The 15,743-nt window shown below is 65.0% G+C and carries 13 protein-coding genes; 8 read left to right on the top strand and 5 right to left on the bottom strand.

Annotated features, from left to right (window positions below; translation table 11 throughout):
• The first annotated feature begins 36 nt into the window (after nt 1-36).
• The gene (gene mfd / locus CH278_RS15380; RefSeq protein ID WP_032389913.1) at nt 37-3,702 is read left to right on the top strand and encodes a transcription-repair coupling factor; all 3,666 of its coding nucleotides are present in this window, start codon (nt 37-39) and stop codon (nt 3,700-3,702) included.
• A 2-nt stretch (nt 3,703-3,704) separates the two neighbouring features.
• Nucleotides 3,705-4,619 (top strand): MazG family protein, encoded by a 915-nt coding sequence (locus CH278_RS15375; protein ID WP_094622319.1) that lies wholly within the window; start codon nt 3,705-3,707, stop codon nt 4,617-4,619.
• Here CH278_RS15375 and CH278_RS15370 read toward each other — a convergent pair.
• Entirely contained in the window at nt 4,608-6,587 is a 1,980-nt protein-coding gene (locus tag CH278_RS15370) for a heavy metal translocating P-type ATPase (RefSeq protein WP_094622318.1), read from the bottom strand. The genes CH278_RS15375 and CH278_RS15370 overlap by 12 nt on opposite strands.
• Before the next feature lie 89 nt (nt 6,588-6,676).
• On the opposite strand from CH278_RS15370, the gene CH278_RS15365 reads away from it, so the two are divergent.
• A complete protein-coding gene (locus CH278_RS15365; protein ID WP_027496107.1) occupies nt 6,677-7,045 on the top strand; it encodes an ArsR/SmtB family transcription factor in 369 nt (122 codons plus the stop codon).
• A 114-nt stretch (nt 7,046-7,159) separates the two neighbouring features.
• Here CH278_RS15365 and CH278_RS15360 read toward each other — a convergent pair whose 3' ends face one another.
• From CH278_RS15360 to efeU, 4 genes are all read right to left on the bottom strand, one after another.
• Nucleotides 7,160-7,801, bottom strand: a complete 642-nt coding sequence (locus tag CH278_RS15360) for a dihydrofolate reductase family protein (protein WP_094622317.1) — start codon at nt 7,799-7,801, stop codon at nt 7,160-7,162.
• A gap of 95 nt (nt 7,802-7,896) precedes the next feature.
• Nucleotides 7,897-9,147: an iron uptake transporter deferrochelatase/peroxidase subunit gene (efeB, locus tag CH278_RS15355; RefSeq protein ID WP_094622316.1), complete on the bottom strand. Its 1,251-nt coding sequence runs from the start codon at nt 9,145-9,147 to the stop codon at nt 7,897-7,899.
• Nucleotides 9,128-10,267 carry an iron uptake system protein EfeO gene (gene efeO / locus CH278_RS15350; protein WP_094622315.1) on the bottom strand — a complete coding sequence of 380 codons (1,140 nt, stop codon included), beginning with the start codon at nt 10,265-10,267 and terminating at the stop codon, nt 9,128-9,130. The genes efeB and efeO overlap by 20 nt, the downstream gene beginning before the upstream one ends.
• Before the next feature lie 14 nt (nt 10,268-10,281).
• Nucleotides 10,282-11,163, bottom strand: a complete 882-nt coding sequence (efeU, locus tag CH278_RS15345) for an iron uptake transporter permease EfeU (RefSeq protein ID WP_032373011.1) — start codon at nt 11,161-11,163, stop codon at nt 10,282-10,284.
• 189 nt (nt 11,164-11,352) lie between these two features.
• Between efeU and CH278_RS15340 the strand changes: the two genes are divergently transcribed.
• From CH278_RS15340 to CH278_RS15320, 5 genes are all read left to right on the top strand, one after another.
• Complete coding sequence (locus CH278_RS15340) at nt 11,353-12,063, top strand: lytic transglycosylase domain-containing protein (protein ID WP_045842124.1); 711 nt, start codon at nt 11,353-11,355, stop codon at nt 12,061-12,063.
• An 88-nt stretch (nt 12,064-12,151) separates the two neighbouring features.
• The gene (gene eno, locus CH278_RS15335) at nt 12,152-13,438 is read left to right on the top strand and encodes a phosphopyruvate hydratase (RefSeq protein ID WP_027496113.1); all 1,287 of its coding nucleotides are present in this window, start codon (nt 12,152-12,154) and stop codon (nt 13,436-13,438) included.
• 259 nt (nt 13,439-13,697) lie between these two features.
• A complete protein-coding gene (locus tag CH278_RS15330) occupies nt 13,698-14,186 on the top strand; it encodes an FtsB family cell division protein (RefSeq protein ID WP_027496114.1) in 489 nt (162 codons plus the stop codon).
• Nucleotides 14,183-14,713: a DUF501 domain-containing protein gene (locus tag CH278_RS15325; RefSeq protein ID WP_032371198.1), complete on the top strand. Its 531-nt coding sequence runs from the start codon at nt 14,183-14,185 to the stop codon at nt 14,711-14,713. Before CH278_RS15330 ends, CH278_RS15325 begins: the two co-directional genes overlap by 4 nt.
• A complete protein-coding gene (locus CH278_RS15320; protein ID WP_094622314.1) occupies nt 14,710-15,654 on the top strand; it encodes a Ppx/GppA phosphatase family protein in 945 nt (314 codons plus the stop codon). Before CH278_RS15325 ends, CH278_RS15320 begins: the two co-directional genes overlap by 4 nt.
• Nucleotides 15,655-15,743 lie beyond the last annotated feature (89 nt).

Genomic DNA, 15,743 nt, shown 5'->3' with positions numbered 1-15,743 from the left:
GGAGCATTGCTGTTGTCTTCCGATTCCCTGCCTGCCATGACCACGTCCGGGCCGGCCCCGATCGTTCCCGACGCGGCGCTTCACCTTTCGGGGCTCGCCAGTGTCGCGTTGACGGATGCGTCGATGGTCGCGGTCGCCGACGCGATCGGAACGGCCGAGCACACGTTGATCGGGCCGCACTCGGTGCGCCCGTTCGTGGCCGCCGCAATCGCACAGCACACCCAACTTCTGATCGTCACGGCGACGGGACGCGAAGCCGACGACCTGACGAGTGAACTCACCCAGATTCTCGGTGACGGCGTCGCCATGTTCCCGTCGTGGGAGACGCTGCCGCACGAACGGCTCTCCCCGAGCGCCGATACCGTGGGCAAGCGGCTCGATGTGCTCCGTCGTCTCGCCCGCCCCGGCGACAGCGACTACGGCGATCCGCTGCGTGTCATCGTCACCACCGTCCGCTCGCTGGTGCAGCCGATGGCGCCGGGTCTCGGCGAGATCGAACCCGTCACGCTCAAAGTCGGTCTCGATCTGGACTTCGACGGCTTGATCCATCGACTCGTCGAGTTCGGCTACCTGCGCGTCGACATGGTGGGCAAGCGCGGCGAATTCGCCGTCCGCGGCGGCATTCTCGACCTGTTCTCGCCGACGGCCGATCATCCGGTCCGCGTCGAATTCTGGGGCGACGAGATCACCGAGCTCCGCGCATTCGCGGTCTCCGATCAGCGATCGCTCCCCGATCACGAGGTCGATCTCGTCATCGCGCCGCCGTGCCGAGAATTGCTTCTCACGCAGGAAGTTCGCGATCGCGCGGCCGTGCTCGCCGCCGACAATGCCGGTGACACCGCGTTGGTCGAGATGCTGGACAAGCTGTCGGCCGGAGTCCCGGTGGAGGGCATGGAGGCGCTGCTGCCGCTGCTGCAACCCGGCGAGTTGCAACTGCTCGCCGACACACTGCCCGCCGGAACCCACGTCCTGCTCTGCGATCCCGAGCGAATCCGAACTCGCGCAACCGATTTGGTCCGCACCGGACAGGAATTCCTAGAAGCGTCCTGGACTGCGGCATCCATCGGTGGAGCCGCGCCACTGGATACGTCCACCCTCGATACGTCCAGCCTCGAGGGGGCCTCGCTCGATCTCGGTGCCTCCGCGTACCGCTCGCTGCGGCAGGTACGCGAATCGGCCCAGGTGCACGGCCGGCCGTGGTGGACCATCAGCCCCTTGGCGTCGGGCAACGGCGAAGAAGTCGAGCTCGCCGTCGATCCCGTGCCCGAGGTGCGAGGTTCCGAGGAAGCGTTGACGGCGCTGTACGCCACTCTGCGAGCTCACATCGCCACCGGGGGACGGGCCGTCATCTCCGTGGCCGGAGCCGGTACCGCAAAGCGCATCATCGAACGCCTCGCCGAGGCCGAAGTTCCTGCCGCACATCTCGATTCCGGTGCCGTCCCGGTTCCGGACGTCGTCAACGTCCTGTGCGGTTCGCTGCACGACGGCCTGGTGTTTCCCGACGCGAAGCTCGTGGTCGTCACCGAGAGCGATCTCACCGGTAACCGTGTCGCGGCGGCGGGGGAGGGGCGCAAGCTACCGGCGAAGCGTCGCAATCAGGTCGATCCGCTGGCTCTCGTCGCCGGCGACAGCGTCGTGCATGACCAGCACGGCATCGGCCGGTTCGTCGAGATGGTCGAGCGCACCATCGGCGGTGCCAGGCGCGAATACCTCGTCGTCGAATACGCGCCGAGCAAGCGCGGTCATCCCGGCGACCGACTGTTCGTGCCGATGGATTCGCTCGATCAACTCTCGCGCTACGTCGGTGGCGAACTCCCGACACTGAGCAAGCTCGGCGGTTCCGATTGGGCGAACACCAAACGCAAGGCGCGCAAGGCGGTTCGCGAGATCGCCGGCGAACTCGTGCAACTGTATGCCGCTCGCCAGGCGGCTCCGGGGCACGCCTTCGGGGCCGACACTCCGTGGCAGCGCGAGATGGAAGATGCGTTCGGGTTCACCGAGACGGTCGATCAGATGACGGCCATCACCGAGGTCAAGGCCGACATGGAGAAGGCCGTACCGATGGACCGCGTCATCCTGGGCGACGTGGGTTACGGCAAGACCGAGATCGCTGTGCGTGCCGCGTTCAAGGCAGTTCAGGACGGCAAGCAGGTGGCCGTCCTGGTCCCGACAACCCTTCTCGCTCAACAGCATCTGCAGACGTTCACCGCGCGGATGGCGTCGTTCCCGGTGACGGTCAAAGGGCTCTCGCGCTTCACCCACGGTGCCGATTCCAAAGAAGTGATGGCCGGATTGGCCGACGGCACCGTCGACATCGTCGTCGGCACGCACAGGTTGCTGCAGACCGGTGTCGCCTGGAAGGACCTCGGCCTGGTCATCGTCGACGAGGAGCAGCGTTTCGGCGTCGAGCACAAGGAGCACATCAAGTCGCTCCGTACTCACGTCGACGTGCTGACGATGTCGGCCACCCCGATTCCGCGAACGCTGGAGATGAGCCTGGCGGGCATTCGCGAGATGTCGACCATCCTCACCCCGCCCGAGGAGCGGCATCCGGTGCTGACCTACGTCGGTGCCTACAACGACAAGCAGGTTGCCGCCGCCATTCGGCGTGAATTGCTGCGCGACGGCCAGGTGTTCTTCGTGCACAACCGAGTGAGCTCGATCGACAAGGCCGCCAAGAAGATTCGGGATCTCGTCCCCGAGGCGCGAGTGGCGACCGCACACGGTCAAATGAACGAGGAAACTCTCGAACGCACCGTGCAGGGTTTCTGGCAACGCGAGACCGACGTGTTGGTGTGCACCACCATCATCGAGACCGGTCTCGACATCTCCAACGCCAACACGCTGATCGTCGAACGCTCCGATTCGCTCGGCCTGTCCCAGCTGCATCAGCTGCGCGGTCGAGTGGGTCGTAGCCGCGAACGCGGGTACGCGTACTTCCTGTACCCGCCGGAGAAGCCGCTCACCGAAACCGCCTACGACCGGTTGGCGACCATCTCGCAGAACTCCGACCTCGGAGCCGGTATGGCCGTGGCGATGAAGGACCTCGAAATTCGTGGTGCCGGAAACGTTCTGGGAGCCGAGCAGTCGGGCCACGTCGCCGGCGTCGGATTCGATCTGTACGTGCGGCTCGTCGGTGAAGCGGTCGAGGCCTACCGCGCTGCCGCCGACGGTAAGCCGATCACGACGGACGAGGCACCCAAGGAAGTGCGTATCGACCTCCCCGTCGATGCGAACATCCCGCCGGATTACGTCACCAGCGACCGGCTTCGGCTCGAGGGCTACCGGAAGCTCGCCGCCGCGGCCGACTCCGAGGGCATCGACGCCGTCATCGACGAACTCGTCGATCGCTACGGCCCGCTACCCGAGGAGGTCGGCCGCCTGGTCTCCATCGCGAAGCTGCGCTTGATCGCTAAGGAGTACGGCCTGACCGACGTCAATGTGGCCGGGACACAGGTGAAATTGGCTCCGATGGACCTGCCCGATTCCAAGCAGATCAGGCTCAAGCGCCTCTACCCGAGCGCGACGTATCGTGCGACCACCGGAGTGGTGCAGCTGCCGTTGCCCCGCGTCGAAGGCGGCGGTGTCGGAGCGGCGCGCGTCCGCGATGTCGAATTGGTGCAGTTTATCGCCGATCTCATCCTATCCTTGGACGGGAAGCCATCTCGGTCCGTCCTGTTGGAGCAAACTGTGGGGGTGTAGCGGTGACGATCGTTCTGCTCGACCCTGTTCGTCCTACTCAGGTACCGGTGGACGCCGTCGAATTTCTCGGTGGCGCAGTGCAGTTCACCGAAGAGGTTCCGGTGAAGGTGCGCTGGTTGTTCTCCGGCACCGCCGCGCCCGACGACGTCGATGCCGTGTTGGTGAGCACCGACCGGACCAATCCCGATGTACAGAACCGGATCGCCCGCGGCGAATGCGTCGTCGCGGCCGAGAAGCTTCCTGGCGACGACGTCATCGCGGCGGTCCAGCTGATGGACCGTTTGCGTAGCGTCGGCGGCTGGGAAGCTCAGCAGACGCACGAGTCGCTGCGCGGCTATCTTCTGGAAGAAACCTACGAGCTGCTCGATGCCATCGCCGCAGGCAACTTGGTCGACCTCCGTGAGGAGCTGGGAGACCTGTTGTTACAGGTGCTCTTTCACTCCCGGATCGCTCAGGACGCCGCCGAGGACCCCTTCGACGTCGATGACGTTGCCGCAGGTCTGGTGCGGAAGCTGACACACCGCAGCCCGCATCTGAGCCGAACCGACACCGGACCGATCGACATCGTCGAGCAGGAGCGGATGTGGGAAGAGAAGAAGGCGTCGGAAAAAGCCAGGGGCTCCTGCCTGGACGGCATCGCGATGTCTCAGCCGTCACTTGCATTGGCGCAGAAGGTGATCGGACGCGCCAGCAAGGCGGGACTGCCCGACGAGCTCGTTCCGGACGGTCTACGGGTCGTCCACATCGGCGTCGACCATTCGAACGGCGGGGACAGTGCCGAGGACGCATTACGGCGTCGAGTACTCGATTTCGCGGCGTTGATCCGTAATGCCGAGGCATCGGCCCGCAATGCGGGCGTCACGCCGGGAGAGATGAGTGCGTTGGATTGGATCGAACACTGGGGTCTACGGGGCTGACCGGGACGCTTTCTGCTTCCAGGCACGCGAGGACAGCAATCGCATCCCGTTCAAAGCGACGATGATTGTGGAGCTTTCGTGACCGGCCACGCCGATCGGTAGCGGAAGGGTACCGATCAGATCCCAGGCGACCAACACCACGATGAACGTCGCCGCAATCGCCAGGTTCGCGACCACGATGCGGTGAGCCCGCCGCGAAAGCGCGATGACGGACGCCAGGGCCCCGAGGTCGTCGCGGATCAGGACGGCATCGGCGGTGTCGAGCGCGAGATCGGATCCTCGACGTCCCATGGCGACACCGATGTCGGCCGTGGCCATCGCCGGCGCGTCGTTGACGCCGTCGCCGACCAACAGCACTCGCCGCGGGGTCTCGCCGTCGGTACGTTCGTTCTGCAGTTGTGTGACGGCCTCGGCCTTGTCCTGGGGCAGCAGTCCCGCGCGTACGTCGACAATGCCGGCGCGCGCTGCCACTGCTCGAGCGACGCGGTCGTTGTCGCCGGTGAGGAGCACCGGTCGGGTGCCGACCAGACGTTCGAGACCTGCGACCGTGGTGTCGGCTTCGGCGCGAACGATGTCGACGAGTCCGATCACCGCGATCGCTTCTCCGTCGAGGTGCACGATCACCGCCGTCATGCCCTCGGCTTCTCGAAGGGCGGCTGTGCGCTCGGCCGGGGCGTTCGTGTTGTGCGGTGCGGCTTCGGGTTTGGTGACCGTGACGGTGCGGCCGTCGACCGTGGCCGTGACTCCCATGCCGGGTGTCGAATCGAAGTGCGTTGCCGTGGTGATCGCGACGCCTCGCCTCGTGGCGTAGTCGACGACAGCGAGTCCGATCGGGTGCTCGCTTCCGTTCTCGGCCGCAGCTGCCAGGCGGAGCACTTCGTGCTCGTCCAGGGTTCCCAGAATATCGATGCACTCCACCCGGGGTGTTCCCTCGGTGAGGGTCCCCGTCTTGTCGAAGGCGACCGTGTCGATGGAGCGCAGCTGTTCCATCGCCACGGCAGACTTGACCAGTACGCCGTTTCTGCCCGCGGTGGCCATCGCTGCGAGTAGGGGCGGCATGGTCGCCAGGACCACCGCGCACGGCGAGGCGACGATCATGAACGTCATCGCCCGCAGCAACGACGATTCGAGGTCGTGGCCGAGCAGCATCGGCACCGCGAATATCGCTGCGGTACAGAGCACGACGGTCTTCGAGTAGTACTGCTCGACTTTCTCGATGAACAGTTGCTTCTCGGCCTTGGTCTCGGACGCATGCTCGACCATGGTGACGATGCGCGCGATGATCGTGTCGGACGGGTCGACGTCGATCCTGATCCGTAGTGCGCCGGTGCCGTTGATGGTTCCGGCGAACACCTCGTCGCCCACGGATTTCGAGACGGGTACCGATTCCCCCGTGATCGAGGCCTGATCGATGTCGGATGCGCCGTCGACTATGGTGCCTTCACCCGAAATGCGTTCGCCGGGGCGCACTGTCACGATGTCGCCCGGGCGGAGGTCGGATGCGGCGACCGTTCGTTCGTGGCCGGCGGTGTCGAGCACGGTCGCGGTCTCGGGTGCCAGATCGAGCAAACTCCGAATCGAGTCGGCGGTGCGTCTGGTGAGCACCGCTTCGAGGGCACCGGACGTGGCGAAGATGACGATCAGCAGTGCGCCGTCGAAGATCTGCCCGATCGCGGCGGCACCGAGTGCGGCGACGATCATCAGTAGGTCGACGTCGAGAGTTCGGTCCCGCAACGCCCGGAGTCCTTCGAGCGCAGGCTCCCACCCACCCGTGGCGTAGCAGGCGAGGTACAGCGCCCAGTACGTCCATGTCGGCGCGTCGATCAATTGCGCGAGAAGTCCGAGGGCGAACAGTGCTGTCGCGGCCAGCGCCCATCTGACTTCGGCGATGTCGACTAGACGGGTGCGGCTTGCGCCGGCTGGATGTCGCACGTCGGCCGGTGCCGGGGCGGTGCTGGTGGAAGTCATGCGGGCCTTCGTTCCGTCGGACAGGGCAAACCTCACCGTACAGGATTACATGAAGACCTTTACATGTGTACATAAACTATAGTTGTCGCATGGGACATGGAGTCGAGGGACGCAGCACGCCACCTGCGCAGCTCGATGCCGAATCTGCCGCCACGGTGGCCGCGACCCTCCAGGCTCTGGCCACACCGAGCCGACTGCGCATTCTGACGCAGCTACGGCAGGGGCCGAGCGGGGTCAACGATTTGGCCGACGCAGTGGAAATGGAACAGTCGGCGGTGTCGCATCAGCTCCGGCTGTTACGCGCCATGGGACTGGTCACCGGGACTCGCTCGGGCCGAAGCGTCATCTATCGCCTGTACGACAACCACGTCGCGATGTTGCTCGACGAGGCCGTCTATCACATCGAGCACCTCGGAATGTCGGCATCGGATTTCCCCTCCGACGCCGACTCCGCCTGAGATGTTCTCACTCGCCCCAATACTCGCGCTGGGGGTATTCCTCGTCCCTCTGGTCGGGATCAATGTGGGTTTCAGTGGGTCAGAGTGCAACAAAGGCGCATTGATCCGGCCCGGCTACCTACGCCAGAACAGGTGATGAGTCATACCGCTGCTACTCGGGACAACTTCGTGCTCGAATCTGTCGTTCAGTTCGTCGGGTGAATCCCACAGCTTCAGACCCGAGCCGAATTCGATGGGTGTGACGGCGATGTGCATGGTGTCGACCAGATCGGCGTCGAGGAATTCGCGGATACTCGTGACGCCACCGCCGAGTCGCACGTCCTTGCCGTCGGCCGCCTCCTTCGCCTGTTTCAGTACGTCGGCGGGCTCGCCGTCGACGAAGTGAAAAGTGGTGTCGGAGAGTGTGATCGACGGCCGTTCGTGGTGGGTGAGCACAAAGACGGGCGTGTGGAACGGCGGCTCGTCGCCCCACCAGCCCTGCCACTCGTGATCGGCCCACGGTCCGCGTTGTGGCCCGAACTTGTGTCGGCCCATGATCTCGGCACCGATGTTGCGGGCGAAGTCGCGGGCGAAGTAGTCGTCGAGTCCGCGGCTTCCGCTCGAACCGGCGTTTCCAGGAAAACTGGCGGTGGCGAAGTACCACCTCATCAGTGCCAGATGGTCGAGACCGAACGGGCTCTCGAAGCTCTGGTTTTCGCCCGCAGCGATCCCGTCGCTCGAGACGGTGAAATTCTGTACCCGAACCAGCTGACCCATATGTGCTCCCGATGTCGATGACGAAAACATACGACGATGTAGACCGAACCGCGTGCACGAACTCACCGCCCGGACGGGGTGGGGCCGGCGAAGAATCACTCGAACAGTGTCGAACCCCAGTATTCGGATTCTCCGACGCCGGGTGGGCACGCGAATACCGCAGACCCGACGTGTTGGATGTATTCGTTCAGTGCGTCCTTGCGAGACAGGGCCAACTGCATCGGGACGAATTGGGTCAGGGGATCGCGGCAGTAGGCGATGAAGAACAGTCCGGCGTCGAGGTGTCCGAAGCCGTCCGATCCGTCGGTGAAGTTGTATCCCCGACGCAGGATCTGGACGCCGCCGAGGTTTTCCTTCGACGCCAGACGCACGTGCGCGGTCTTGTCGATGAAGGTGCCCTCGGGTCCCTGTGACTCGAAATCGAGTGCGTCGAATTCGTCCTTCTGGCCGAGCGGTGCGCCGGTTCCCTTGCTGCGTCCGATCACTCGCTCTTGTTCCTTGAGCGTGGTGCGGTCCCACGATTCGATGAGCATGCGGATGCGGCGGGCGACGAGGTAGGAGCCACCTGCCATCCATTCCTGATCGTCGTCAGGGGCAACCCAGACGTTCTCGTCCAGCAAAGTCGGGTCCTCGGCCTTGAGGTTGGCGGTCCCGTCCTTGAAGCCGAACAGGTTTCGCGGGGTGTCCTGGGTGGTCGAGGTGGACGAGGTGCGTCCGAAGCCCAGCTGAGACCACTTGACCGAGACCGTGCCGAAGCCGACGCGGGCGAGGTTCCGAATGGCGTGCACGGCAACCTGCGGGTCGTTTGCACAGGCCTGGATGCAGAGGTCGCCACCCGAGCGGCGCGGGTCGAGGTTGTCGGCCGGAAAGTGCTGCAGATCAGCAAGGGAGGCAGGTCTTTTCGACGTCAGATCGAACCGATCGAACAGTGCCGGACCGAAACCGATCGTCAACGTCAAAGACGATGCGGTCAGGCCCAGCGCCTCACCGGTGTCGGCGGGCGGGTTGTACTGGCCGCCGTCGACAGCTCCGCCGTCGAACGTCTCCTCGCCATGCACCAACCGCTCGGCCATCAGGGTCCACTTCTTCAGCAGCGCAACGAAATCCTCGCGCGAGTCGGTGGTGACGTCGAACGCGACGAAGTGCATGCGGTCCTGTGCCGGGGTGACGATGCCGGCCTGATGTTCACCGCGAAATTCGACGACGTCCGACGTCGGCACCTCGGCTCCCGAGGCCGTCGCGTGTCCCGCGATGGCCCCGACTCCGACGAGTGCAGCCCCGGTCCCGACAGCACCGAACAGTCGCCGCCGGGAGAACTGTCCAGTCTTACTGTCCGGCAACGACACCCTGCACCTGGCTCACTTCGGCGGACAGTGCGTCGATCTTGTTCGACAGTTCCTGTCGCTGCGGTTCGGTCACGGTGTCGTAGAAGACGAAGCCGTCGCCGCTGCGGTACTTGGCGAGTTCGGCGTCGAGTTCTGCGAAGCGGGCGTCGATCGCGGTGCCCAGTTCGGCGTTGCGTTCGTCGAGGATCGGACGCACGGCCGCGATGGCTGCCTGCGAGCCGTCGACGTTGGCCTGGAAGTCCCACAGGTCGGTGTGCGAGAAGAAGTCCTCTTCACCGCTGATCTTGGTCTTGGCGACCTCGTCGAGCAATCCCTGTGCGCCACCGGCGACCTGGACGGGGTCGATGGTGAAGTCGTCGGCCTTGATCTTGTCTGCGAGTTCGGTGATGTCGGCCTCGAGCTGATCGGCCATCGCGTTGGTGTCGGTCTGCAGTCCCTGCGTCCACAGGTCCTTCTCGATGCGGTGGAAGCCGGTCCACTCCGCGCCGGGCTCGACGTCGGGCTCGCGCAAGTCGATGCGCGGATCGAGATCGTCCGGGAAGCTCTCGGCGACCGGCTCGATGCGCTCGTAATAGCTACGCGCGATGGGGAACTGGGCCTTGGCGGCGGCAACGTCGCCGCTCTTGACCGCGGTGACGAACGACGTCGTGGTCTCTTGCAACGCGTCGATCTGACTGACGACGTAGCGCTTGTAGCCGTCGGCTGCCTCGGTGAGCAAGCCGTCCTCGTCCGTCTGGCGAACCGAATCGCCGGTCACGACGAAATCGGCCCGGACGCCGTCGCCCACCATGCCTGCCTTGCAGGCGGTTTGGTACGTGCCGGGGTCGGGCAGAGCGACGATGAGCTGACGCGTCAGACCCGGTCCGATGTTCTCGACCTCGCCCATGACGCGGTCGCCCTCGCCGTAGACGTAGAACTCGGTGACCTTGCTGCCGTTGTTGGTGATCTGGAACGTGGAGTTTCCGGTGGTGCCCTCGGTTGCACCGACGTCGCAGGACGAGTCGGTGGCCGTGACGGCGATATCGCCCGATGCGGCCTCGGTCGAGGACTTCTCGGTGCATCCGGCCAGGGCCATCGGTAGAACCGCGACCGCGGCCAGAGCGTAGGTGGTACGACGCATGGTGGTGGTGCCTTTCAGGAGTTCTGAAGTACAGGCTCGGGAGCCGCGGGAACGCGGACCGGGCGGAGGAAGAGGAACAACACGACGACGATGTACAGCACCCACGCGATCGCTTGGAAGACAGTGGGTTCGGGGCGGAAGTTGAAGATGCCGGCGAGCACGGTGCCGTACCAGCTCGAGGCATCGAAGTGTGCGGTGATGTCGAAGGCGACAGCGCTGCCACCGGGTAGGACTCCGCCGATCTGCAGGGCGCGGATGCCGTAGGCCAGGATTCCGGCGGCGACCACGATGAGGAAGATGCCGGTGTACTTGAAGAACACGGCAAAGTTGATGCGCACCGCGCCGAAGTACAGGAACACCGTCAGTACTGCGGCGACGACGATGCCCAGTAGAAGTCCGAGCAGTGGCCACAGGCTGCCGTTGGTGTTCTCGGCGTACCCGACCATGAGCAGTGCCGTCTCGACGCCCTCACGGCCGACGGCGAAGAACGAGAGCGTCAGCACTGCCGCAGGCCCGACGGTGAGAGCTTTCTCCATGTTCGCCCGCAGCTCGCCGGAGATGTTCTTGGCGGCGGTGCGCATCCACAGGACCATGGCCGTGACGATGACGACGGCGACCAGCGAGGCCGCTCCCGCGATGATCTCGGCCGTCAGTCCGGTGACGGTGGACGTGCCGTAGTGGATCACGAAGAAGATCGCCGCCACCATCGCGACGGCCAGGCCGACTCCCAGCCACACCCACTTGAGGGCGTCGCGGCGGTTCGCCTTGACGAGGAACGCCACGAGAATCATCACCACGATGCCGGTCTCGAGACCCTCGCGAAGACCGATCAGACCGCTGCCGAACATCTGGGTAGCGATCGACGGCGCAGATCCTGCGGCAGCCAGTACGGACACGGAAGGTGCTCCTGTTGTGCGTCGAACATTGGTACGCCTTGCCTCGCGAAGGGTAGGCGACCCTCATGCGTGAAGGTTGACAGAAACATACACCCTGCAACCTGGTCCTTATGCACGTTGTACTGGGGTTTTATCGGTCTTTAGCTTTCTATTACCTTCCGTGTGCAGGATGGTGAGGTGATCTCACGAATCTGCGTGCTCGCCACCGCATCGGTACTCCTTGCGCTCACCGCATGTGGCAGCAGCGAGCCGAAGCGTGAGATTCCCGAGGGCATTCCGCCCGGCCCGGGCACGGAGGTGCCGATCATCGACTTCAATGCCCCCGGCCGAACGGCCGATCTGCTCATTGCCTGGGCAGAGCCGCAGACCGATGCGCTCGGTATCTCGGTGACCGCACTCGCGTCGTACGGGCACGCTGCCGCGATCATGGCCGAGACCGACGCGGACTGCGGCATCGCCTGGACGACACTGGCCGGGATCGGGTACATCGAGAGTCGGCACGGCACCTACCAGGGATCTTCCGTGCAACCCGACGGACTCGTCGCACCGCCGATTCGCGGAATCCCACTCGACGGCGGCCCGGGCGTCGCCGAGATCCCGGACACCGACGGCGGATCGATGGACGGTGATGCCGAGTTCGATCGTGCGATGGGACCCATGCAGTTCATCCCCGAGACGTGGAAGAAATGGGGAGTCGACGCCAACGGCGACGGCATCGCAGATCCGGACAACATCGACGACGCCGCTCTGACGGCTGCGCGTTATCTCTGCGCGCGCGGCGGTGATCTGCGGACGGCGCAGGGGTGGGAGAGCGCGTTGATGGCGTACAACCTCTCGGGCCAGTACCTGCGCGACGTGCGAGATCGAGCGGCCGCGTACTCGGTAGGCACCAGGCCGTAGAAACTCCGTGCATCGCGGGCACCATGCAACAGCGGCTAGTCTTGCACCCGGCACAGTCCGCCGGTCCCCGTTACTAGGAGAAGCATTCGTGGCCATCATTGAGCAGGTCGGAGCTCGCGAGATCCTCGATTCCCGTGGCAACCCCACGGTTGAGGTCGAGGTCGCATTGGACGACGGGACGTTGACCCGTGCAGCCGTTCCCTCCGGCGCATCCACCGGTGAGCACGAGGCCGTCGAGCTTCGTGACGGCGGAGACCGCTACGGCGGCAAGGGCGTCGAGAAGGCCGTCAACGCGGTGCTCGACGAGATTGCACCCGCCGTCATCGGCCTCGACGCCATCGAGCAGCGCACCGTCGACCAGGCCCTCCTGGACCTCGACGGCACTCCCGACAAGTCCCGCCTCGGCGCGAACTCCCTGCTGGGTGTTTCGCTCGCTGTCGCCAAGGCTGCTGCGGAGTCCACCGGACTCGAGCTCTTCCGCTACCTGGGTGGCCCGAACGCGCACATCCTGCCGGTGCCGATGATGAACATCATCAACGGTGGCGCGCACGCAGACAGTGGCGTCGACGTCCAGGAATTCATGATCGCGCCGATCGGTGCGGCCACGTTCAAGGAGTCGCTGCGCTGGGGTGCCGAGGTCTACCACGCACTCAAGGCAGTGCTCAAGGCCAAGGGCCTGTCCACCGGCCTCGGCGACGAGGGCGGCTTCGCTCCCGATCTCGCCGGAACCAAGGCAGCTCTCGACCTGATCCTCGAGGCCATCGGCAAGACCGGTCTCAAGCCCGGCCAGGATGTCGCGCTCGCCCTCGACGTGGCGGCCACCGAGTTCTACACCGCGGGCACCGGCTACGCCTTCGAGCGTGAGACCAAGTCCGCCGAGCAGATGTCGGCCTTCTACGGCGAGCTCGTCGACGCCTACCCGCTGGTATCCATCGAGGATCCGCTCGACGAGAACGACTGGGACGGCTGGGTCGCACTCACCGAATCGATCGGCGACAAGGTTCAGCTCGTCGGCGATGACCTGTTCGTCACCAACCCCGAGCGTCTCGAAGACGGCATCGTCAAGGGTGCGGCCAACGCACTGCTGGTCAAGGTCAACCAGATCGGCACGCTGACCGAGACCCTCGATGCAGTGGATCTGGCCCACCGCAACGGCTACAAGACGATGATGAGCCACCGTTCCGGCGAAACCGAGGACACCACCATCGCTGACCTGGCAGTTGCCGTCGGCAGCGGGCAGATCAAGACCGGTGCCCCCGCCCGAAGCGAGCGCGTCGCCAAGTACAACCAGTTGCTGCGAATCGAAGAAGCTCTGGGTGACGCGGCGCGTTACGCAGGCGAGCTGGCTTTCCCCCGGTTCAATTACGAGGGCTGAGTCAACCGATACGTATGCACGAAGTGGAGAGTGAATGATGGCACGACGCGGGAGGTCCGGGACCAGTCCAGGTGGACGGGATCCCCGACCCCGCGGCCGTCCTTCCTCTCCGAATCGCTCGAAGCCGACCGGGGGTGCGTCTCGCGACGAGACCGCCTCCGGCCGGCCGGCCACTCCACCGGAGCCGTCCGATCAGGCGCGTGACGCGGTGGTGGGTGGCAAAGCTGCTCCGAGGCGCGTCGGTGTTCGTAGGCCCAAGATGCCCGAGCGCACGTTCTTCGGGCTGTCCACCGGCCGCGCAGTCATTCTCGGTGTCGTGGTGTGCGCGTTGGCACTGACGCTGGCCGTGCCGCTCAGGACCTACTTCTCGCAGCGCGGTGAGCTCGAGTCCGTGCTGGCCGAGCGTCAGACCCTGCAGGACGAGGTGGACGCGCTCGAGACCCAGAAATCTCAGCTGAACGAACCGTCCCGCATCGCCGCCGATGCTCGCGAGCGGCTGCGGTTCGTCATGCCGGGGGAGACGCCGTATCAGGTGCAGCTCCCCGGCGACTACTCGCCGAGCTCCAAGGATCTCGAGGTGGACAACACCCCGACCGGGCCGTGGTACACCGACCTGTGGAACACCGCGGTGCAGCCGCAGGGATCGGACGAGCCGTCGGAGCCCACGTCCGCGCCCATGCCCGTCGTACAGCCAGAACCCGCTCCGGCCCCGCCGGTGCCAGAACCAGAAGGGGGACCCGTCGGGTGAATTCCTCGGCAGTCTCGCAGGAAGATCTCGATGCGGTCGCATCGCAGCTCGGACGTGAACCGCGTGGCGTACTCGAAATCGCGTATCGATCTCCGGACGGCAGGCCGGGTGTGGTGAAAACTGCCCCGAAGCTTCCCGACGGCACTCCGTTTCCCACCCTGTACTACTTGACCGACCCGCGATTGACGGCGGAAGCAAGTCGGCAGGAATCGGCCGGAGTCATGCGTGAGATGACCGAACGCTTGGGCACCGATCCGGAATTGGCTGCCGCGTATTTGCGTGCCCACGAGTCGTACTTGGCTGAGCGCAACGAGATCGAATCTCTCGGAACGGATTTCACCGGCGGCGGTATGCCCGACCGCGTCAAGTGCCTGCACGTGTTGATCGCGCATTCGTTGGCCAAGGGGCCAGGAGTCAATCCGCTCGGCGACGAGTCGGTGGCATTGGCAGCCGAGAACTCGTTGCGCGGCAAAGCTATTCCGGCCGATTGGCCGACCATCGAAGAACTACGTGCGGAGAAATCATGACCAGGGTTGCAGCGATCGATTGCGGCACCAACTCCATCCGCCTGCTCGTCGCAGACAACAACGGTAAGACCCTCGCCGACGTCGCTCGTGAGATGCGGGTCGTGCGCTTGGGGCAAGGCGTCGACGCGACCGGAGCCTTCGTGCCCGAGGCCATCGAGCGCACCCGTGTTGCATTGGTGGAGTACGCGGAGATCATCCGTAAGACCGGGGCCACCGCGGTGCGCATGGTCGCCACCTCCGCCACCCGTGATGCGTCGAATCGCGAGGATTTCTTCTCGATGGTGCGTGAGGTACTCGGCAAGGTCGTTCCCGGTGCCGAGGCCGAGGTGATCACCGGAGACGAAGAAGCGCGGCTGTCTTTCGCGGGAGCGGTCGGTGAACTCGATTCTGCCGCAGGACCTTTCCTGGTCGTCGATCTGGGCGGCGGTTCTACCGAGCTCGTACTGGGCGACGCCAAAGGCGTGAAAGCGGCGTTCTCGGCGAACATCGGCTGCGTCCGTCTGACCGAACGATTCCTGCATTCGGATCCGCCCACCGCAGACGAGATCAACGGTGCGCGTGAGTACGCCCGCGAGAAGTTGGCGGAGGCGTTCGAGGACGTGTCGATCGGCGACGCGTCGAGCTGGGTGGGGGTGGCCGGCACGATGACGACCATCGCGGCCATCGCCAAGGAACTACCCGAGTACGACGCGGATGCGGTGCACCTGTCGCGGGTGCCGTTCGATCAGCTCTTCGAGGTGTGCGAGCGACTGATCGGCATGACGCATACGCAGCGAAGTGCGTTGGGCCCCATGCATCCCGGTCGGGTCGACGTCATCGGCGGCGGTGCGATTGTCTGCAGCGTGCTGGCCGAAGAGTTCGAGCGACGCGGTGCCGTGAGCTCGTTGACGGTCAGTGAGCACGACATCCTCGACGGCATCGCGATGTCCATCAAGATCTGACCTGCAAATCTGCAGACGCGGTCTGCGGCGATGTAGGTTGCATCGCTACGTCTTTCGGTGAAACCTTACGGGTGCTGTGGCTCACGTCA

The sequence above is a fragment of the Rhodococcus sp. 05-2254-5 genome (genome assembly GCF_002258575.1).
Taxonomy (GTDB): Bacteria; Actinomycetota; Actinomycetes; order Mycobacteriales; family Mycobacteriaceae; genus Rhodococcoides; species Rhodococcoides fascians.
The sequence above is the reverse complement of the archived record's forward strand: the minus strand, read 5'-3'. Positions and strand labels throughout refer to the sequence as shown.

What these genes read in the sequence shown, in the direction of transcription:
- mfd (WP_032389913.1), top strand. Translation starts at nt 37, where the DNA reads ATGACCACGTCCGGGCCGGCCCCGATCGTTCCCGACGCGGCGCTTCAC.
- CH278_RS15370 (WP_094622318.1), bottom strand. Translation starts at nt 6,587, where the DNA reads ATGACTTCCACCAGCACCGCCCCGGCACCGGCCGACGTGCGACATCCA.
- CH278_RS15365 (WP_027496107.1), top strand. Translation starts at nt 6,677, where the DNA reads ATGGGACATGGAGTCGAGGGACGCAGCACGCCACCTGCGCAGCTCGAT.
- CH278_RS15360 (WP_094622317.1), bottom strand. Translation starts at nt 7,801, where the DNA reads ATGGGTCAGCTGGTTCGGGTACAGAATTTCACCGTCTCGAGCGACGGG.
- efeO (WP_094622315.1), bottom strand. Translation starts at nt 10,267, where the DNA reads ATGCGTCGTACCACCTACGCTCTGGCCGCGGTCGCGGTTCTACCGATG.
- CH278_RS15330 (WP_027496114.1), top strand. Translation starts at nt 13,698, where the DNA reads ATGCCCGAGCGCACGTTCTTCGGGCTGTCCACCGGCCGCGCAGTCATT.
- CH278_RS15320 (WP_094622314.1), top strand. Translation starts at nt 14,710, where the DNA reads ATGACCAGGGTTGCAGCGATCGATTGCGGCACCAACTCCATCCGCCTG.